This window comes from Streptomyces sp. A2-16 (assembly GCF_018128905.1).
Taxonomy (GTDB): Bacteria; Actinomycetota; Actinomycetes; order Streptomycetales; family Streptomycetaceae; genus Streptomyces.
In genome coordinates this window covers 7,804,736-7,823,950 of the sequence record NZ_CP063808.1, presented here as the reverse complement: position 1 = coordinate 7,823,950, position 19,215 = coordinate 7,804,736, and the positions used below count along the sequence as shown (strand labels likewise).

The 19,215-nt window shown below is 72.2% G+C and carries 17 protein-coding genes and 1 pseudogene; 9 read left to right on the top strand and 9 right to left on the bottom strand.

Annotated elements, in window-relative coordinates; genetic code table 11:
• Nucleotides 1-3: 3 nt before the first annotated feature.
• The 3 genes from IOD14_RS35095 to IOD14_RS35085 form a co-directional block, all read right to left on the bottom strand.
• Nucleotides 4-1,014, bottom strand: a complete 1,011-nt coding sequence (locus IOD14_RS35095; RefSeq protein ID WP_212672431.1) for an LLM class F420-dependent oxidoreductase — start codon at nucleotides 1,012-1,014, stop codon at nucleotides 4-6.
• A 103-nt stretch (nucleotides 1,015-1,117) separates the two neighbouring features.
• Nucleotides 1,118-1,954: a DUF5336 domain-containing protein gene (locus tag IOD14_RS35090; protein WP_123988806.1), complete on the bottom strand. Its 837-nt coding sequence runs from the start codon at nucleotides 1,952-1,954 to the stop codon at nucleotides 1,118-1,120.
• A gap of 86 nt (nucleotides 1,955-2,040) precedes the next feature.
• Nucleotides 2,041-2,946, bottom strand: coding sequence for an N-acetylmuramoyl-L-alanine amidase (locus IOD14_RS35085; RefSeq protein ID WP_123988805.1), 906 nt, complete (start codon nucleotides 2,944-2,946; stop codon nucleotides 2,041-2,043).
• Between the two features lie 85 nt (nucleotides 2,947-3,031).
• Here IOD14_RS35085 and IOD14_RS35080 point away from each other — a divergent pair, with 85 nt between their 5' ends.
• Nucleotides 3,032-4,021, top strand: a complete 990-nt coding sequence (locus IOD14_RS35080; protein ID WP_249126140.1) for a Rieske 2Fe-2S domain-containing protein — start codon at nucleotides 3,032-3,034, stop codon at nucleotides 4,019-4,021.
• A gap of 71 nt (nucleotides 4,022-4,092) precedes the next feature.
• Here the strand turns inward: IOD14_RS35080 and IOD14_RS35075 are convergent, their stop codons facing one another.
• Together IOD14_RS35075 and IOD14_RS35070 are read right to left on the bottom strand one after the other, a co-directional pair.
• The gene (locus tag IOD14_RS35075; RefSeq protein WP_123988804.1) at nucleotides 4,093-4,746 is read right to left on the bottom strand and encodes a class I SAM-dependent methyltransferase; all 654 of its coding nucleotides are present in this window, start codon (nucleotides 4,744-4,746) and stop codon (nucleotides 4,093-4,095) included.
• A gap of 393 nt (nucleotides 4,747-5,139) precedes the next feature.
• Complete coding sequence (locus tag IOD14_RS35070) at nucleotides 5,140-6,873, bottom strand: MFS transporter (protein WP_123988803.1); 1,734 nt, start codon at nucleotides 6,871-6,873, stop codon at nucleotides 5,140-5,142.
• A gap of 145 nt (nucleotides 6,874-7,018) precedes the next feature.
• Between IOD14_RS35070 and IOD14_RS35065 the strand changes: the two genes are divergently transcribed.
• Genes IOD14_RS35065 through IOD14_RS35055 form a run of 3 tightly spaced genes read left to right on the top strand, consistent with a single transcriptional unit; the run spans nucleotide 7,019 to nucleotide 9,840 of the window.
• Complete coding sequence (locus IOD14_RS35065; protein WP_212672430.1) at nucleotides 7,019-8,443, top strand: DHA2 family efflux MFS transporter permease subunit; 1,425 nt, start codon at nucleotides 7,019-7,021, stop codon at nucleotides 8,441-8,443.
• 51 nt (nucleotides 8,444-8,494) lie between these two features.
• Entirely contained in the window at nucleotides 8,495-9,034 is a 540-nt protein-coding gene (locus tag IOD14_RS35060; RefSeq protein ID WP_212672429.1) for a SigE family RNA polymerase sigma factor, read from the top strand.
• Nucleotides 9,035-9,063: 29 nt separating this feature from the next.
• Nucleotides 9,064-9,840 carry a hypothetical protein gene (locus IOD14_RS35055; protein WP_249126139.1) on the top strand — a complete coding sequence of 259 codons (777 nt, stop codon included), beginning with the start codon at nucleotides 9,064-9,066 and terminating at the stop codon, nucleotides 9,838-9,840.
• A gap of 12 nt (nucleotides 9,841-9,852) precedes the next feature.
• Here the strand turns inward: IOD14_RS35055 and IOD14_RS35050 are convergent, their stop codons facing one another.
• Together IOD14_RS35050 and IOD14_RS35045 are read right to left on the bottom strand one after the other, a co-directional pair.
• Nucleotides 9,853-10,485 (bottom strand): response regulator transcription factor, encoded by a 633-nt coding sequence (locus IOD14_RS35050; RefSeq protein WP_212673456.1) that lies wholly within the window; start codon nucleotides 10,483-10,485, stop codon nucleotides 9,853-9,855.
• A 433-nt stretch (nucleotides 10,486-10,918) separates the two neighbouring features.
• Nucleotides 10,919-12,223, bottom strand: a pseudogene (locus IOD14_RS35045) (sensor histidine kinase); the annotation flags it as partial.
• A 361-nt stretch (nucleotides 12,224-12,584) separates the two neighbouring features.
• Between IOD14_RS35045 and IOD14_RS35040 the strand changes: the two are divergent.
• Genes IOD14_RS35040 through IOD14_RS35030 form a run of 3 tightly spaced genes read left to right on the top strand, consistent with a single transcriptional unit; the run spans nucleotide 12,585 to nucleotide 15,510 of the window.
• Nucleotides 12,585-13,442 (top strand): MaoC/PaaZ C-terminal domain-containing protein, encoded by an 858-nt coding sequence (locus tag IOD14_RS35040; RefSeq protein ID WP_123988799.1) that lies wholly within the window; start codon nucleotides 12,585-12,587, stop codon nucleotides 13,440-13,442.
• Nucleotides 13,443-13,473: 31 nt separating this feature from the next.
• A complete protein-coding gene (locus tag IOD14_RS35035) occupies nucleotides 13,474-14,550 on the top strand; it encodes a Zn-dependent alcohol dehydrogenase (RefSeq protein WP_212672428.1) in 1,077 nt (358 codons plus the stop codon).
• Nucleotides 14,551-14,559: 9 nt separating this feature from the next.
• Nucleotides 14,560-15,510, top strand: a complete 951-nt coding sequence (locus tag IOD14_RS35030; RefSeq protein ID WP_212672427.1) for a 3-oxoacyl-ACP reductase — start codon at nucleotides 14,560-14,562, stop codon at nucleotides 15,508-15,510.
• A 56-nt stretch (nucleotides 15,511-15,566) separates the two neighbouring features.
• On the opposite strand, the gene IOD14_RS35025 is transcribed toward IOD14_RS35030, so the two are convergent.
• Together IOD14_RS35025 and IOD14_RS35020 are read right to left on the bottom strand one after the other, a co-directional pair.
• A complete protein-coding gene (locus tag IOD14_RS35025) occupies nucleotides 15,567-15,719 on the bottom strand; it encodes a hypothetical protein (RefSeq protein ID WP_212672426.1) in 153 nt (50 codons plus the stop codon).
• Nucleotides 15,720-15,815: 96 nt separating this feature from the next.
• Nucleotides 15,816-17,030 carry a hypothetical protein gene (locus IOD14_RS35020; RefSeq protein ID WP_249126317.1) on the bottom strand — a complete coding sequence of 405 codons (1,215 nt, stop codon included), beginning with the start codon at nucleotides 17,028-17,030 and terminating at the stop codon, nucleotides 15,816-15,818.
• A gap of 571 nt (nucleotides 17,031-17,601) precedes the next feature.
• On the opposite strand from IOD14_RS35020, the gene IOD14_RS35015 reads away from it, so the two are divergent.
• Together IOD14_RS35015 and IOD14_RS35010 are read left to right on the top strand one after the other, a co-directional pair.
• Entirely contained in the window at nucleotides 17,602-18,468 is an 867-nt protein-coding gene (locus tag IOD14_RS35015; protein ID WP_212672424.1) for a Nif3-like dinuclear metal center hexameric protein, read from the top strand.
• Complete coding sequence (locus tag IOD14_RS35010) at nucleotides 18,465-19,208, top strand: C4-type zinc ribbon domain-containing protein (RefSeq protein ID WP_123988794.1); 744 nt, start codon at nucleotides 18,465-18,467, stop codon at nucleotides 19,206-19,208. The genes IOD14_RS35015 and IOD14_RS35010 overlap by 4 nt, the downstream gene beginning before the upstream one ends.
• The last annotated feature ends 7 nt before the right edge of the window (nucleotides 19,209-19,215 follow it).

The following is a 19,215-nucleotide window of genomic DNA, read 5'->3' as shown; positions in this document are numbered from 1 at the left end:
GCGTCACGCGTTGAGCTCCGCCAGGACCCGCAGCGACTCCCGGTCCGGGGCCAGCGCCAGCAGGTCCGTCACCGGGCCCTTGTGCCACGACTCCAGCCGCTCGGCGATGCGTTCGCGCGGGCCGACCAGCGAGATCTCGTCGGCGAACGCGTCCGGCACGGCCAGTACGGCCTCCTCGCGGCGGCCTTCGAGGAACAGCCGCTGGATGCGGCGGGCTTCGTCCTCGTAACCCATGCGGGCCATGAGGTCGGCGTGGAAGTTGCGGGCCGCGTGCCCCATCCCGCCGATGTAGAAGCCGAGCATCGTCTTGACGGGCAGCAGCCCCTCGGCCACGTCGTCGCAGACCCGCACCTGGGCCATGGGGGCGACGAGGAAACCCTCCGGAGCCTCGGCGAGCGCGGTCTCGTACACCTCGGTCCGGTTCGGCGACCAGTACAACGGCAGCCAGCCGTCGGCGATCCGGGTCGTCTGGGCGATGTTCTTCGGCCCCTCGGCGCCCAGCAGGACCGGCAGATCGGCCCGCAGGGGATGGGTGATCGGCTTGAGCGCCTTGCCGAGCCCGGTGCCGTCCGGGCCGCGGTAGGGGTGGGAGTGGAAGCGGCCCTCCAGGGCGACCGGCCCCTGTCTCCTGAGGACCTGTCGTACGACGTCGACGTACTCCCGGGTCGCGGTCAGCGGCGACTTGGGGAACGGGCGGCCGTACCAGCCCTCCACGACCTGCGGCCCGGACAGGCCGAGGCCGAGCATGACCCGCCCGCCGGAGAGATGGTCCAGGGTGAGGGCGTGCATGGCGGTGGTGGTCGGGGAACGGGCCGCCATCTGCGCAACCGCCGTACCCAGTCTGATCGTCGAGGTCTGTGCCGCGATCCAGGTGAGCGGGGTGAACACGTCCGACCCCCACGACTCGGCCGTCCACACCGAGTGGTAGCCGAGCCGCTCCGCCTCCTGGGCCAGCGGCACATGGTCGGCGGAGGGGCCGCGACCCCAGTATCCGAGCGCAAGGCCGAGTCGCACGACGCCTCCTGACGGTGTGTCAGTTCTTCGGGACCGCTCGCGAATGTACGGCAACGGCCCCCCGCCCGGAAGGGCGAGGGGCCGTCCTACGACCTCGAAGGGCTCAGCCGCGCTGGATGCCGCTGGTGTCCTGCAGCACGCCCCGGCGGCCGTCCTGCGTCTGGGCGACCAGACCCGGACCGCGCTGCTCGACGGCCAGGTACCAGGTGCCCGGCGCGAGTTCGGCGATCGGCGTCGGCGAACCGTCCTCCGCGAACAGCGGACGCGGCACCGGCACGGCGAACCAGAACGGCGAGAACTCCGCGGCGGGCGGCTGGGGGGCCTGCGCCTGCGGCTGGGGCTGCGTGCCGAACGGCTGCCCCGGCTGCGGCTGACCGCCGTAGGGCTGCTGTCCCGGCCCGCCCTGCTGACCCGGCTGGGCGCCCGGGTAGCCGTAACCACCGGGCGGCTGGGCGCCGTAGGGCTGCGGCTGGGGCGGCTTCGGGGCCGGGACGAGACCGGCCTGGAGGGCGGGGACGAGGGGGGTGGCGACGGCGGCGCCGGCCATCACCACCGTGGCGACGAGAGCGAGGATCAGGCCGACCCCGGCGCTGACGCTGTCCGAACTGGAGCCGTAGTCCGCGGCGCTCAGCGGATCGAAGACGTTGCCGAGCGCGCTCCAGGCGGCGAACACCGTGAACGCGGTGCCGACCTGGCCGAGGTCGAGCCCCGCCACCTTGGGAAGCTGCGGCAGGCCTCGCGCCACGACGACGAGGGCGGCACCGATGATGCCCGCGAGGACGACCCCCATGACGAACGGGCCGCTCGCCCAGGCGCTGGGGAGGTCGGCGTCGTCGGGGGCTCCGTCGACCGAGTAGAAGTCGAGGAACGACGCGATGAACAGCAACACCGCTGCACCGATCACCACGCCGTCGCCTCGAGTGAGGGAGCGGATATTCACTTCAAGTCCTTCGTAGGTCGTCTCGTCGTCGGTAGACCCTATCGTCCGCCCGGGCGGAGCGTACGACGGGATCTGCGCGCTGATCGTTACCCGCGCAGGAAACTCACGATTCCCTCAGAGATTCCTTGCGCGGCCTTCTGACGCCAGGCCGCGCTCGTGAACAGTGCCGCGTCCTTGCTGTCGCGCATGTTGCCGCATTCGATGAACACCTTGGGGACCGTTGACAGATTGAGGCCGCCCAGGTCGGTGCGGGTGTCGAGTCCGGTGCCGTGGCCGATGTAGTTGGAGGGCTTCGTGCCCGTGACGCGTCCGAAGTCGTCCGCGATGCGCTCGCCGAGGACGGCGGAGGGGGCGACGATCCGGCGGGTGTCGGCGATGCCCCGGTGGACGCGGCCGGGCAGGATCACGTGGTAGCCGCGCTGTCCGGCGCCCGCCCCGTCCGCGTGGATCGACACCACCGCGTCGGCCTTCGCCGTGTTGCCGATCCGGGCCCGCTCGTCCACGCACGGGCCGTAGGGCCGGTCGCCGTCCTGCGTCAGCTCGACCTTGGCGCCCTGCTTCTCCAGCAGGGTGCGCAGGCGGTGGGCGACATCCAGGGTGAACGCGGCCTCCGCGTAGCCGGAGTTGGTGGACGTCCCCGTGGTGTCGCACTCCTTGCGGTTCGTGCCGATGTCCACCTTGCGGTTGATCTCGGCCGTGTGGCGGAAGTTGGTGAGGTTGTGCCCCGGGTCGATGACGACGACCTTGCCCTTGAGCGAGGCGGACGGTTCCTTGTCGTCGTCGGCGGTGGTGGAGGAGACGGTCGGCGGTGCGCCGGCCCGGGTACGCGCGGACGTCGGCGTCCCGCCGCCGTCTGCCGCCCCGCTCACCCCCTCGTACACGAGCCACCCGAGCAGCGCGCCCGGCACGAGCACGGCGAGGGTGACGGTCAGCGGACGGCGCCGGGGGCGGCGGGGCTGGGGAGGACCGAAGTCGGGGCCTGCGTACGACACGCCTGCCACCCTAACCGCCGTCCATGACGTCCACCGGGTCCGGCGTGCTTGTGGAGAAGCACCCCGGGAGTCCTAGCATCTGCGCATGCCTTTACGTCGTAGACATGACAACCTGGCCGCCCTGCCGCGTGATCCGCGCGCCGACGACTACCCGATGCCGACCGTGCCGTACGGCTGGTACGCGGTGCTGCGCAGCCGCCAACTGCGGCCGGGCAAGGTCGTCGGCCTGCACTACTTCGGGCGCGCGCTCATCGCCTTCCGGGGAGCCGACGGCCGGGCAGCCGTACGGGACGCGCACTGCCCGCACTACGGCGCGCATCTCGGCGCGGGCGGAAGGGTCGTGGACGGCACGGTGGAGTGCCCGTTCCACGGATGGAGGTTCGGTACCGACGGCCGGTGCGTCGAGGCCCCCTTCGCGGTGCGCACCCCCAAGGTCTCCCTCGACGGTTTCCCGGTCCGCGAGCACAGCGGGCTCGTCTTCGTCCACGCCGGGCCCGGCGAGCCGTCGTGGGAGGTCCCGGAGATCCCCGAGACGGGATCGAAGGAGTTCGCCGCGCCCATCGACGACCGCTGCCGGGCACGCATCCACGTCCAGGAGATGCGCGAGAACATCGTCGACGAGTCCCACTTCCACTTCATCCACGGCCAGAGCGAACCCCCCGTCCAGGACTGGCGGACCGACGGCCCCTTCGCCGAGGCCCGCGGCCGCATCTCCCGCCGCGTCCTCGGCCGGGTCGTCGACAACACCTTCGACGCGTTCATGTACGGGCCCGGCGTCATGGTGGTGCGTACCCACGGCCCCCTGCTGTCGGTGACCGCCGTCGCCCTCAGTACTCCCGTCGACGACAGCACCAGCGAACTGCGGATGCTGTACTACCTCCGCAAACCGGCCGGGCTGCCCTTCCTGACCCCCTTGGCCAAGCTCGTCTTCCGCAGGGAGGCACTGGGCGAGGTGCGCGAGGAGGTCGCGATCTGGGACCACAAGATCCACCAGGCGCGCCCCGTCCTGCTTCCGCACGAGAAGGGCATCAAGGCGCTGCGCCGCTGGTACGCGCAGTTCTATCCGTCCGACTGACGGATCGGCCGATCGGCGAGGGCGCCCCCGGACACGTCCGCGCCGGTGCCCCCGCCCCCAGAATCCCGCCCTCAGATCCCCGCCCGCGTCCGGCGCAGCACCCGCAGCGAGTCGGTCGCCGAGACCTCCTCGAAGGCGCCGGAGGCGAGGGCCCGGAGGTAGATCCGGTAGGGCGCCTGTCCCGTGAACTCGTCCTCCGGCTCGGGGAACACGTCATGGATGACGAGCAGGCCGCCCTCGGCCACATGGGGGGCCCAGCCCTCGTAGTCGGCGTTCGCGTGCTCGTCGGTGTGGCCGCCGTCGATGAAGACCAGGCCGAGCGGGGAGCCCCAGACCTTCGCGATCTGCGGCGACCGTCCGACGAGCGCGACCACGTGCTCCTCCAGCCCGGCCCGGTACAGGGTCCTGCGGAAGGTCGGCAGCGTGTCCATCACACCGAGCTCGGCGTCGACGGTCTGCGGATCGTGGTACTCCCACCCCGGCTGCTGCTCCTCGCTGCCCCGGTGGTGGTCGACGGTCAGCGCGACCACCCCGGCCTCCCGGGCGGCGTCCCCGAGCAGGATCGCCGAGCGGCCGCAGTACGTCCCGACCTCCAGCAGCGGCAGCCCCAGCCGCCCGGCCTCCAGAGCGGCCTCGTGCAGGGCCAGTCCCTCGCCCAGGGGCATGAACCCCTTCGCGGCCTCGAAGGAGGCAAGGATCTCGGGCTTGGGTGCGGCCGCGGCCATGGGGTTCCCCTCGGTCGTACGTGTCGATGACGCGGGCGGGCGAACCCCGAAGCCCCGCGCGGACGCCCCATGCTGCCGCACACGCCTTCGCAGGGGGGACGGGGGGCGGGTGACGGTCGTCTTGTGGGTGGTCGTGGCGGTGTGCGGGAGGTGCCGGTCAGGTGGATGTCGGCGTCGTGGCTGTGTGCGGAAGCCGCCGGCCAGGTGGAAGTCGGCTGCGGTGGCTGTGCGCGCGGTGGGTGCCTGTCCCGGTCGGTCCGGGCCCCGGGGCGGGTCGTCGTGCGGACCGGCACGGGTGCGATGACCGGGCGTCGGTCCTACGGCCTTCCGCGCCCCCGACGCACCGCACCCCCGTCCCTGGGGCGGGGCGGGGGTGCGTCAAGGGGGCGTGCGTCAGGCCGTGACAGTCTCGCCCGGCAGGGCCAGGTCCAGGTCCACCGCGCGCTCGTCCCCGGTGTGCGTCGCCGAGGACGCGAGCGGAGCGTGCCCCACGGCTCGCGCCGCGAGCACATACGCTCCCTCGCCCGGCACGCTGAGCGCGTACACGCCGTCCTCGTCCGCGACGGCGGACCCCGCCTGCCGCCCCCGACGGTCGATCAACGTGACCTTGGCCCGGGCGACGGGAGCGCCGGAGGCGTCCAGGACGCGGCCGCGGAAGCCCCGCAGCGCCTCCTCGGCCCGCTCCAGGTTCGCCTCCTCCTCGCTGCTGGCCCGAAGCTGCGGCGCCTTGTTCGGCTTCGGCAGGAACAGCGCCATCAGCAGTCCGAGGGCCACCGCACCGGTCGCGATGAGGAAGGACACCCGGAAGCCGTGCATGGTCGGCACCGCGACGCCCCCGACGTCGTTCGCGGTGTTCGCCAGCACCATTCCGATCACGGCGCTCGACACGGACGTACCGATGGACCGCATCAGCGTGTTGAGACCGTTCGCCGCCCCCGTCTCCGACGCCGGAACCGCCCCGACGATCAGCGCGGGCAGCGACGAGTACGCGAGACCGATGCCCGCGCCGAGGACCACCGCGATCACGAGGCTCTGCCAGGCCGCGCTCATGAGGCCCAGGCCCGCGCCGTAGCCGATGGCGATGATCAGCATGCCGAGGATGAGGGTGACCTTGGGGCCGTACTTCGCGGAGAGCCGGGCGTACACGGGCGCGGTGAACATCATCGTCAGGCCCAGCGGGGCGACCAGCAGGCCCGCGACGACCATCGACTGGCCGAGGCCGTAGCCGGTGGCCTTCGGGAGCTGGAGCAGCTGGGGAAGGACGAGCGAGACGACGTAGAAGGAGACACCCACCATGATCGAAGCCAGGTTGGTGAAGAGAACCGCCGGGCGGGCCGTGGTGCGCAGGTCGACCAGAGGGGCCTTCACCCGCAGCTCCATGACGCCCCACAGGACGAGGACGACGGCGGAGGCGGCGAAGAGGCCGAGCGTGGTGCCCGAGGTCCAGCCCCAGTCGCTGCCCTTGGTGATCGGCAGCAGGAACAGGACGAGACCCGTGGAGAGGCCGATCGCGCCCAGGACGTCGAAGGTGCCCTCGGCGCGCGCCGGGGACTCCGGTACGACGAGGAGGGTGAGCACGATCGAGAGGGCGCCGAGGCCCGCGGCGCCGTAGAAGAGCGCGTGCCAGTCGGCGTGCTGGGCGATCAGCGCGGCGAGGGGCAGCGCGAGCCCGCCGCCGACGCCGATCGAGGAGCTCATCAGGGCCATCGCCGAGCCGAGCTTCTCGCGGGGCAGCATGTCGCGCATCAGGCCGATGCCGAGGGGGATCGCGCCCATGGCGAAGCCCTGGAGGGTGCGGCCGGCGATCATCGTGAGCAGGTCGCTGGTGAGGGCGCTGATCAGGGCGCCCACGACCATCACGGCGAGGCTGAGGATGAGCATGCGGCGCTTGCCGTACAGGTCGCCGAGGCGGCCCATGATCGGGGTCGCGACGGCGCCCGAGAGCAGGGTGGACGTCAGGACCCAGGTGGCGTTGCTGGGCTCCGTGTTCAGCAGCTGCGGCAGGTCCTTGATGACCGGGACGAGCAGGGTCTGCATCACCGCGACCACGATGCCCGCGAAGGCGAGCACCGGGACGACAGCGCCGGACGCTCTCCGGGTGGGCTGGTCGGTCGGCGTGTGCGTCATGTGAGGGAGGCCTCCGGGCCTGGAAGATCGGCTTACGTGTGGCTTGAACTACGTATGCATGGGCAACTATTCCGATGCTTCGGCGTACTAACGATTTCTTTATATTCTCTTGGGGAAGTCGGAGCCGGTTGAGACCATGACCGTCATGCTCGAAGCCGCTGACGCCACCCGCAGACCCCCTCGTCTCCGCCCCGCGCCCCCGGCCTGGCTGGTGGTGGCGCTCGCGTGCGCCGGTCAGTTCCTCGTCGTGCTCGACGTGTCCGTCGTCAATGTGGCGCTGCCCTCGATCCGCGCCGACCTGGGCATGAGCGAGTCCGGCCTCCAGTGGGTGGTCAACGCCTACTCCATCGCCTTCGCCGGGTTCATGCTGCTCGGCGGCCGGGCCGGTGACCTCTACGGCCGCAAGCGGATGTTCCTGGTCGGGCTCGGCCTGTTCACCGTCGCCTCGCTGGCCGGCGGGCTCGCCGAGGGCGGCGGCCAGCTGCTGCTCGCGCGCGCGGCGCAGGGCCTCGGCGCGGCGGTCCTCGCCCCCGCGACCCTGACCATCGTCACCTCGGCCGTCCCGGAGGGCGCCGCCCGGGCCCGCGCGATAGCCACCTGGACGGCGGTCGGCGCGGGCGGCGGCGCGGCCGGCGGATTCTTCGGCGGCCTCCTCGTCGACACCCTGTCCTGGCGCTGGGTGCTGCTGATCAACGTGCCCGTCGGCGCGGTGGTCCTGCTGGGCTCGCTGTGGTGGCTCACCGAGAGCCGCAACGGCGACGGCCGACGCCTGGACCTGCCGGGAGCACTGCTGGTCACCGGGGGACTGGCCGTCCTGGCGTACGGCATCTCGCAGACCGAGGCCGAGGGGTGGACGGCGACCGCCACCCTGGTCCCGCTGGCGGCCGGGCTGCTGCTGATCTGCGCGTTCCTGATCGTCGAGTCCCGTACGACGGCCCCGCTCATGCCCCTCGGACTGCTCAGGGTGCGTGCCGTGGCGTCGGCGAACGCGGCGATGTTCCTCAGCGGCTCCGCCCTGTTCTGCACGTGGTACTTCATCACCCTCTACGCCCAGAACGTCCTCGACTACTCCCCGCTGCAAGCCGGACTCGCCATGCTGCCGAGCTCCCTCGCCATCGTGCTCGGCTCCAAGCTCGCGCCCCGCCTCATGCGCCGGCTCGGGGCGCGTCGGGTGGCGGCCCTCGGGACCCTCGTCGCGCTCACCGGGTACGGCTGGCAGTCGACGATGACCGCGGACGGCGCGTTCGTCCCCTCGATCATGGGCCCGGGCATCCTGATGATGCTGGGCGCGGGCCTCGCCTCGACCCCGCTCGCCTCCCTGGCCACCTCCGGTGCGGCGCCGGGGGAGGCCGGTCTGGTGTCCGGGCTGGTCAACACCTCGCGCACGATGGGCGGCTCGCTGGGGCTCGCGGTGCTGTCGACGCTCGCCGCCGCCCGGACGGGCAACGGGACCTCGGCGCAGGCGCTGACGGAGGGGTACGCGCTGGCGTTCCGGGTGGGCACCGGACTGCTGCTCTGCGGCCTGGTGCTGATGCTGGTGTGGCTGCCGAGAAGAATTCCTCAGGGCTGAGGCAACGGTCCTGGCGGCTCATGGACTCCTTTAGACATCTAGGAGGTGCCCATGGGGGATCGGAAACAGCCTCGGGACGAGGAGTTCCAGAGCTTTGTCATCGGCCGCTGGCCGCGGCTGATGCGGACGGCATTTCTCCTCACGGGGGAGCAGCACGCCGCGGAGGACCTGGTCCAGTCGACCCTCGAACAGGCCTATGTGGCCTGGCGCAGGGTCGGCTCGGCGGACGATCCGGAGGCGTACGTACGGCGCGTGATGATCAACGCGCATGCGCGCAAGCACCGCAGAAGGCTCCGGGAGTTCCTGGCACGGGGGGACGACTCGGGTCTGGTCCGCGAGATCGCCGACACCGGTGACCTCATCGCCCAGGCCGACGACCGAAGCGCCCTGCTGACGGCGCTGGCCCAACTGCCGCCCCGGCAGCGGGAGGCGGTGGTCCTGCGGTACTGGGAGGACCTGACCGAGACCCAGACGGCCGAGGCGATGGGCTGCTCGGTCGGCTCGGTGAAGAGCAACGCGGCCAAGGGGATCGCGAAACTTCGCGCCATACCCGGACTGGCCGACATGGTGACGCAGGGAGGGCGGCAGTGATGAGCGCGGACCGGGAGAGGAACCACGACATGAGCGACAGCGACATCGCCCTCCTGCTGGCCGACGCCGCCGACGAGGTCGAGATCGGCATAGCCCCCTACGACGCGGTGATCCGCGGTGGCCGCAGGCGCCGGGCCCGCCGCTGGGCGGTGGCCGCGGCCACGGCACTGGTCCTGGCGGGCTCCTCGGCGACGCTCGCGGTGGCGGGGCTGCCGGGTGGGGACGGCGGTGGGGGAGCGGTGGCCACCCAGCCACCGGTCACCGGTACGCCCCGCGTGTCCGAGCTCGCCAAGCGGACCACGCTGGCGAGGGGCACGGAGAACGGCAAGGAGTGGCGGGTCACCCTCGACACCTGGCCGGCTCCGGTCGACACCGCGGAGGCCCAGGCGACTTTGAACGCGATGCGGGCGCACGGTGAGGACCCGGCCGACGTCCGCAAGGCCTCGGACCTCGTGGGCAAGATCGCGTACTTCGTGCACCGCGACTACGGCGGCGAATGGACGAAAGCCATGGAGAACGTGGTCCCCGCGTCGGACAGGATGACCACCACGGACCTCATTTCAGGCGCCCTCCCTCTCAAACCGGGTGACAAGGACATCCGTCTCGTCGTCGGTGCCGTCGCCAGGACCGCCCAGCGCGTCAACTGCGACTGGACGAACGGGACGGCGACCGTGGTGGAGCGGGCCGGCACCGGCAGCGGCACCGAGGGCGGGGTGATCCGTTCGGCCGAGGGCTCGCCCTACGACTGGTTCGTGTGCCTGGCGCCCAAGGGGACGCAGTACAAGTCGGTGGAGGTGATCAAGTAGGGACGGCGGGGCTCACAGCCACCCCTGCTGCCGGGCCGCCCGCACCGCCTCCATCCGGTTGCGGGTGCCGGTCTTGCCGATGGCGGAGGAGAGGTAGTTGCGGACGGTGGACTCGGAGAGGTGGAGCTTCTCGGCGATGTCGGCCACCGTCGCGCCGTCCGTGGAGGCCTTGAGGACCTCGCACTCACGCGCGGTCAGGGGGTTCGGTCCTGCGCTGAGGGCGGCCGCGGCGAGGGCGGGGTCGATCACGGTCTCGCCGGTCAGCACCCGGCGGATCGAGGCGGCCAACTCCTCGACGGGACCGTCCTTGACGAGGAAACCGGCGGCTCCCGCCTCCATGGCCCGGCGCAGATAGCCAGGTCTTCCGAAGGTGGTCAGGATCAGCACCCGGCAGTCCGGCGCCTGGTCGCGCAGCTCGGCGGCGGCGTCCAGACCGCTCATCCCCGGCAACTCGATGTCGAGCAGCGCCACGTCGGGGCGGTGCGTGAGCGCCGCGTCCACGATCGCGTCGCCCGCCGCGACCTGGGCCACGACCAGGATGTCCGGCTCCATCCCGAGCAGCAGCGCGAGCGCGCCCCGCATCATCCCCTGGTCCTCGGCGAGCAGCACACGGATCGACTTGGCGGGCCGGTGGTCCCGGGGCATCTCGTTCACGGCCCAAGGGTAGGGCGCGGGGCCGGCAGCGGCGGGGGGAGTACGGAGGAGCGGCCGGGCCCGTACGGCGTCATCCGGCCGCATCGCCGATCCGCGCCCCACGCCCGGCCCCGGCCGGCGCGTCGGCCTCCGCCGGTTCGCTGGGCCGAACGGGCTCGTACGGCTGCATGTGCTCGTCGGGCCGTACGGGCGTGTGGCGCTGCCTCTGCTCGTCGGGTCGTACGGGTTCGTGGGACTGCCCTTGCTCGCCGGGCCGCACGAGCTTGCGGCGCTGCCCCGGCTCGCCGGGCCGTACGGCCTCGTGGGACTGCCCCCGCTTGCCGGGTCGTACAGCCTCCTCGGGTCGTACAGCCTCCTCGGGTCGTACAGCCTCCTCGGGCCGCGCAGCCTCCTCGGGCCGCGCAGCCCCCTCCGGTCGCCCCGGTTCCACCGACTCGACCGGCAACTCGGCCCGCACCACGAATCCGCCGCGTGGGCCCGGCCCGGCCTCCAGTCGTCCACCTGCCGCCGCCAGCCGCTCCCCGAGCCCCTTGAGGCCGGTGCCGCCGACGCCCGGACTCCACGTCGCCGCGGCCGCGGCCGTGTGCGCCCCCGATGCGGTGCCGTCACTCCCGGGAACGGAGGTCTCCACGGCCGTCCCCCGGCCGTCGTCCCAGACGCGCAGCCGGACCCGTTCCGTCGAGCTCTGCACGGAGATCTCGCAGCGCCCCGCCCCGCTGTGCCGTACCGCGTTGGTCACCGCCTCGCGGACCACCCAGCCCAGCAGGGCCTCGGTCTGGGCGGCGAGCGGCTGACCGGAGCGCTGGACGACGGGCTCGATGCCCGCGGCGCGCAGAGCGGAGGCGGCCCGGTCGAGGTCCGCGCTGAGGCTGCCCTCGCGGTAGCCGGTCACCGCCTCGCGGATCTCGGTGAGCGCCTGGCGGCCGACCGACTCGATGTCGCAGACCTGGACGAGCGCCGCGTCGAGGTCGCGCGGGGCGAGCCGCCTGGCCGCCTCCGACTTCACCACGATCACCGACAGGGTGTGGCCGAGCAGGTCGTGCAGATCGCGGGAGAACCGCAGCCGCTCCTCCTCGACCGCGCGCCGGGCCAGTTCCTCACGGGCCTCCCGCAACTGCCGTACCGCCTCGGAGAGGGACATGATCGCGGCCGTCACCATCGTGGAGATCCAGGTGGCGTACGCGGTGTCGAGGCCGCCCCAGCCGTCGCGGACGACGGAGGCCGCGCCGGCCACCACGGTCACGGCCGCTCCCACCCACCGCAGGTGCGGCAGCCGTACGACCGCGCCCGTCGCGAGGCCGAACAGCGGGAAGAACAGCAGCCAGTTGCCGCCGTACCCGATGGCCAGAGCGCAGGTCACCAGCCCCATCAGGACCAGGGCGATCCGCGTGGAGAGCGCCTCCCGGGTCTCCTTGCGGAAGGCGCGGAAGGCGACGTAGATGTACAGCGAGTTGAAGGTGAGCAGACCGAGGCCGCCGATCCAGGGGTCGGGGGCTTCGCCCTGGAAAAGGTTGGAGAAGGCGCCCATCCCCAGCAGCAGCCACGGCAGCAGACCGAACCCGTTGGCGAGGCCGGTTTCCGTGTGGACCTCCCCGGCCTTGCGGGCGGCCTTGCACTCGGCCTTGAGGCGTTCCTTGTTCGCCTTGTACCACCGCTGCTGCTCCCGCGCCGAGTGCACCTCCTCGCGGATCGCGTCGAGGCGGCACGAGAGCTTGCGCGACCAGGACATGAGAGTTCCTCCGCTCAGAGGTTCCCGGCGTGCCGCCGGGACGACAGGACAGCGTACGAAGCGGACAGCAGCGGTGTGCGCCCTCTGTTGTCCCACCGACGACGCTACGCAGCGCGGCCGCAGCCCGGCAGGTGTGCGTGTACGGACTTGGGCAGTACAAATGTCACGGTGCCGGAAGCCGGGCGGCCCGGAAGCCCATACACCTGACACTCCGTCAGGAGCCTTCACAAGTGCGGTGCGCTCGGCTATACAGAGGGCGCCGGACTGGAACGCGTTCTAGATCGGCCCGTGACGACCTCGGTGCGGCCGACGGTGCGGACGGCCGTACCGGGGTCTTGAATCCGTCACTGTCAGGAGCCGTATGCCCATCGACGCCGCCACAGCCCTCGCCGCCGAGCCCCGGACCGGCGAGATCTCCTGGACCTCGAAGGACGTCCAGCTCTACCACCTCGGGATCGGGGCGGGCATCCCTGCCACCGACCCCGACGAACTGCGCTACACCCTCGAATCCCGGCTGCACGTCCTGCCGAGCTTCGCCACGGTCGCGGGCTCGGGATCGCCGGGAGTGATCAGCGGTCTGTCCATGCCCGGCATCGAGGTCGATCTCGCCAAGGTCCTGCACGGCGGCCAGTCACTGGTCATCCACCGCCCCCTCCCCGCCCAGGGCACCGCGACCGCCACCCACCGCATCGCCGCCGTGTACGACAAGGGCAAGGCGGCCGTCCTGGTCCTGCGGACCGACGTCGCGGACGCCGAGGGCCCGTTGTGGACCAACGACGCCCAGATCTTCGTCCGGGGCGAGGGCGGCTGGGGCGGCGACCGCGGCCCCTCCGCCCGTCTGGAACCCCCCACCGGTGAGCCCGACCGGATCGTGGAGCGCTCGATCCGCGAGGACCAGGCCCTGCTCTACCGCCTCTCCGGCGACTGGAACCCGCTGCACGCCGACCCGGAGTTCGCCAAGGTCGCCGGGTTCGAACGGCCCATCCTGCACGGGCTGTGCACCTACGGCATGACGCTCAAGGCGGTCGTCGACACGCTGCTCGGCGGGGACGTGACCCGGGTGCGCTCCTACGTGACCCGGTTCGCCGGGGTCGTCTACCCGGGCGAGACCCTGCGGATCCGGATGTGGCACACACCGCGGTCCACCAGGATCGCCGTCAGTTCCGTGGAACGCGACGACGCGCCCGTCCTCGCCGACACCGTCGTCGAACACTCCTGAACCCAGCACGCCGTACGAGGGGAGCCGCACCATGCGCGCAGCCGTACTGCACGAGACAGGCCAGGAAAAACTCGAGGTCCACGACGACGTCGAGGCGGTGGGCTTCGGGCCCGGCAGGGTGCGGATCCGGGTACGGGCCACCGGACTGTGCCACTCCGACCTGTCCGCCATGAGCGGGGTCCTCCCGCAGCCGGCACCCTTCGTGCCCGGCCACGAGGGCGCCGGCGAGATCCTCGAAGTCGGCGAGGGCGTCAGCCACTTGAAGGCGGGCGACCGGGTCGTCGTCTGCTGGCTGCCCGCCTGCGGAGCCTGTCCCGCCTGCAAGCGCGGCCAGACCGAACTGTGTCTGGCCGGGTTCATGAACGCGGGCACCGCCAACTTCCGGCGTCCCGACGGCGATGTCTTCGGCTTCGCCGGCACCGGCACCTTCGCCGAGGAGGTCGTCGTCGACGCGGGCTGCGCGGTGCCGATACCCGACGACGTGCCCTTCGACATCGCCGCGCTGATCGGCTGCGGGGTCACCACCGGACTCGGGGCCGCGCTCAACACCGCGGACGTGGAGGCCGGTTCGTCGGTCGCCGTCATCGGCTGCGGCGGAGTCGGCATCTCCGCCGTCCAGGGCGCCCGTCTCAAGGGCGCCGCCGAGATCGTCGCCGTCGACCCGGTCGCCTCCCGCCGTGAGGCCGCCCTGAAGTTCGGCGCGACCCGGGCCGTCTCCCCGGACGAACTGGCCGACGCCAAGCAGCAGGTGACCGCCGGCGAGGGCTTCGACTACGTCTTCGAGGTCGTCGGCAGGTCGGCGACCGCCCGCACGGCCTACGAGACCACCCGGCGCGGCGGCACGCTCGTCGTCGTCGGCGCGGGCGCCATGGACGACTTCCTCCAGCTCAACATGTTCGAGCTGTTCTTCGACGAGAAGCGCATCCTGCCGTCCATGTACGGCGGCGGGGACGTGCTGCGCTCCTACGAGCGGACCATCGCCCTGTGGCGGGCCGGCCGTGTCGACCTGGACGGCCTGATCACCCACCGGGTGCAGCTGAGCGAGGTCAACGAGGCGCTGGACCAGATGCGTTCGGGGACCTCCCTCCGTACCTGCATCGAGATCTGAGGCCGCTGCATGACAAGGACAGGGGTGCTGCCGCTCGAAGGGCTCGCGGCGATCGTCACCGGCGCCGGCCGGGGTCTGGGCCGGGCCGAGGCGCTGGAGCTGGCCCGGCTCGGCGCGGCCGTGGTCGTCAACGACTTCGGACAGCCCGGCCGGGACGGCTCCGGCGAGGCGTCCGCGGGCCCCGCCGAGCAGGTCGCCGACGAGATCCGGGCCCTGGGCGGTCGGGCCGTCGCCCACACCGGGGACGTGGCCGATCACCAACAGGCCCGGGAGCTCGTCGAGTTGGCGATCACCGAGTTCGGCAGGCTCGACATCCTCGTCAACAACGCGGGCATCCTGCGCGACCGCATGGTCTTCTCCATGACCGAGGGCGAGTGGGACGCGGTGATCCGGGTCCACCTCAAGGGGCACTTCAACACCACCCGGTTCGCGGCCGCGCACTGGCGGGAGCGGTTCAAGGCGGCGGGCGGGCCGGTGTACGGCCGTATCGTCAACACCTCCTCGGAGGCGTTCCTCGCCGGGTCCGCCGGACAGCCCAACTACGCGGCCGCCAAGGGCGGGATCGTCGGACTCACCACCTCGACGGCCCTCGCGCTCGCCAAGTACGGCGTCACGGCCAACGCCATCTGCCCGCGCGCCCGCACCCGGATGACCGAGGACGTCTTCGCCGGCCTCGAACAGCCCGAGTCGGGGCTCGACCCCCTCGCCCCCGAGCATGTCGCCCCGCTCGTCGGCTACTTGGCCTCACCGGCCGCCGAGCGCGTCAACGGACAGCTGCTCGTCGTACACGGAGGGATGGTCGTCGTCGTCGAACGACCGCGGGTGCAGGCCAAGTTCGACAGCAAGCAGGACACCTTCACCTACGACGAACTGGACGCGCTGCTCACCCCGCACTACGCGCGGCGGCCGGCGGGGGAGACCTTCGCGGCGGCCGAAGTGCTGGGGCTCAAGCGGGAGTAGACGCGAAACGGCCCCGCCTTTTACGAGAAGGGCGGGGCCGTGTGTCGTCGTCTGCCTCAGGCCGCGGCCTCGGTCTGCTCGACCGACTTGCGGTGACGGCCGCGCGGGGCCGTCTCGCTGTCCTGTACCGAGACCGGGCCCCGGTGCTTACCGCGGCCAGTGGACTCCTGGACGTCTGCAGTCGACTGGTTCGTGCTGGCGTCGCTCATGGAAGTAATTCACCCCGTCAACATGATCTTTCTTACAGCGGGGCGAGTTTAACCGGCACACTGCGGGGCGAATCCAGGCGGCCGGACCAACCGGCACTACTTCGTTACAAGATTGCCCAACGGGGCTTGCTGCAAGGGCACAGGACGTGCCACGACAGGACCCGGAGGATCCGGTTCGGGCGACCGCGCGATCGTTTCGCCGCCGCCCTCCGGATCCCCCGGACCCGCGTCCCCCGCCCCCGTTTCCCCCGTTCCCCCAGGGCCCTCCGCTTCCCCGGCGAGGGCCCCGTTCCGCGGAGCCGCCGCCCACCGCGCCACCGCGCACGGCACTTCCGCCGTGGCGTACGGCAGGAGCAGCTCCCCGTCCTCGGTCCACAACCCCGAACCCGCCAACCAGCCCTCGGGCGCCGGGAGATGCTGGATCTGCCGGGCGGCGGGCCGCCACACGCCCAGCCAGCTGCCCATCGGGCCGTCCACGCGCAGCGCCACCCCGCAGCTCTCCGGCATCAGCACCTGCCCGGGCTGGATAGCGAACGGCGTCACCACGCAGTCCGGCACCCGCAGGCACTCCGGGAAGCGCACCGGCAGCGTGCTGCCCAGCACCCCCCAGCCCAGCCGCGCGCGCCCGGGCGACGGAGCGTCCGAGGAGATCAGCAGCAGCCCGCTGTCCGGGTCGGCCAGCAGCAGCCGGTCGTCACTGCCGTCGGTGATCTGCAGCAGGGGCGAGACCTCCCCGCCCCGCTCCAGATCCACCACGACCGCCTTGGTCCGCCCGCCGCTCTCCCGGTCCAGGGCCAGCATCCGCCCGGTCCGGTCCAGCCACACCCCGCCCGAGCAGCGCCCCGGGATCTCCGCGACGTGCTCCGGTCCGAAGGCACCGCCCGCCACCAGCCACACGGCACTGGAGCGCCGGCCGACGGCGAGGGCGTACGCCCGCTCACCGCCCGGCGCCGGCGGCAGCAGCCGCAGGACCGTTCCCTCCTCCGGGCACTCGACCGCGCCCAGCGGGATCTCACCCGTCCCCGGCCCGGTCGGGTAGAGGAGCGAGAAGGCGTGCCGCCCGTCGGCGAACCGCCTGATCAGCACCCGCCCGTCGCCCATCGGCTGCACCTCGGTGCCGGGCTCCTCGGGCTGGTTGCCGGGCAGCGGCACGGCGTAGGGCTCGGGGCCGTCCAGGGTCCAGCGCTCCGGGAACCAGGAGTCGCCGTTGCGGGCGAGTCGCGCCGCGTAGGAGCCGTCGACGGTGATCACGCAATCGGTCCGCCGGGCCGCACCGCCCCCCTGATCGAGCACGCCCTCGCTCCCGGGCATCCGCCCGTCCCGGACGCTCACGTGCTCGACCACCGCGACCACGGGCGCCGCCCTGTTCTGGAAGCTCAAGCTCTCGGTTCCGGGTGCCGCCCTGTCCTGGAAGCTCAGGCCCTGGGTTCCGGGTGTCGCCCTGTCCTGGAAGCTCAGGCCCTGGGTTCCGGGTGTCGCCCCGTCCTGGAAGCTCAGGCCCTCGGTTCCGGGTGTCGCCCCGTCAAGGCCGCTCAAGCTCTCCGTCCCGGCTGTCACCCCGTCAAGGCCGCTCAAGCCCTCGGACGCGGGAGTCTCCCCGTCCTCGGTGTTCAGGTCCTCGGTGATCGCGCGCTCCGTCCGCGGGGTCTCCCCGTCCTCGTTCGCCGCCGCGGGTTCGATGGCACAGGCCGTCATCGTCCGGTCACCTCCGGCCACGAAACTAGTTTTCGCACGCACAGGCGTGGGACGGGCGGGCTTCCGCTTCACACAAAGGTGTGGCCCAGGAACGATTCGCCTGAGGAAACCGGGGCGACTGTGCTGAGCGGGACAGCCGTGGGCGGCTCAGGTTCAACGGGAGAGACCAGGCAGGTAGCCTTTCCCCGTGCCCCGTCTGTCTGAAGTCATCGCCGCGCTGGAGACCCTGTGGCCCACCGAGCGGGCCGAGTCCTGGGACGCGGTCGGCACCGTCGTGGGCGATCCCGACCAGGAGGTCATGCGGGTCCTGTTCGCCGTCGACCCGGTCCAGGAGATCGTCGACGAGGCGGTGAAGCTGGGCGCGGACCTGCTGGTCACCCACCACCCCCTCTACCTGCGCGGCACCACGACCGTGGCGGCCTCCCACTTCAAGGGCCGGGTCGTCCACACCCTCATCAAGAACGACATCGCGCTGCACGTGGCCCACACCAACGCGGACACCGCCGACCCGGGCGTCTCGGACGCCCTCGCGGGCGCGCTCGACCTGCGTGTCGTACGGCCGCTGGTGCCGGACCCGACGGACCCGTCCGGGCGCCGGGGCCTCGGTCGGGTGTGCGAGCTCGACCCCCCGACGACCGTCCGCGAACTCGCCGCGAGGGCCGCCGAGCGGCTGCCCGCCACCGCACAGGGCATCCGTGTGGCCGGCGACCCCGAGGCCACCGTCCGCACGGTCGCCGTCAGCGGCGGCTCCGGCGACAGCCTCTTCGACCAGGTCCGCGCGGCCGGCGTCGACGCCTTCCTCACCGCGGACCTGCGTCATCACCCGGTGTCGGAATTCATCGCGGCCCGCGCCCACAGTCCCCTCGCGCTGCTCGACGCGGCGCACTGGGCCACCGAGTGGCCCTGGTGCGAGCTGGCCGCCGCCCAGCTCGACGAGATCTCCGACCGTCACGGCTGGGACCTGCGCGTGCATGTCTCGAAGACGGTCACCGACCCCTGGACCGCCCACGCGGCGTCCAACCCGACCTCTAGCTCAATGGGAGCCCCCAACTGAACGCCGCGCCCGCCGACCAGATCCGCCTCCTCGACGTCCAGGACCTCGACGTCCGCCTCCAGCAGCTCACCCACAAGCGCAGGTCGCTTCCCGAGCACGCCGAGATCGAGTCGCTCACCAAGGACGCCACCCAGCTGCGCGACCTCCTGGTGGCCGCCCAGACCGAGGAGAGCGACACCGCCCGCGAGCAGACCAAGGCGGAGCAGGACGTGGACCAGGTGCGCCAGCGCGCCGCCCGCGACCAGCAGCGCCTGGACTCCGGTGCCGTGACCTCGCCCAAGGACCTGGAGAACCTCCAGCGCGAGATCACCTCCCTCGCCAAGCGCCAGGGCGACCTCGAGGACGTCGTCCTGGAGGTCATGGAGCGCCTGGAGTCCGCGCAGGAGCGGGTCGCCGAGCTGACCGGGCGCGTCGCCTCCGTCCAGTCGAAGATCGAGGACGCCACCGCCCGGCGTGACGCGGCCTTCGAGACGCTGGACGGCGAGATCGCCTCGGTGACCAAGGAGCGCGAGGTCATCGCGGCCGTCGTGCCCGCGGACCTCCTCAAGCTCTACGACAAGCTCCGCGAGCAGCAGGGCGGCATCGGCGCGGCCAAGCTGTACCAGCGCACCTGCCAGGGCTGCCGCCAGGAGCTCGCCATCACCGACATCAACGAGATCCGCGCGGCCGCGCCGGACACCGTGGTGCGCTGCGAGAACTGCCGCCGCATCCTGGTGCGCACGTCCGAGTCCGGCCTGTAAGGAGCTC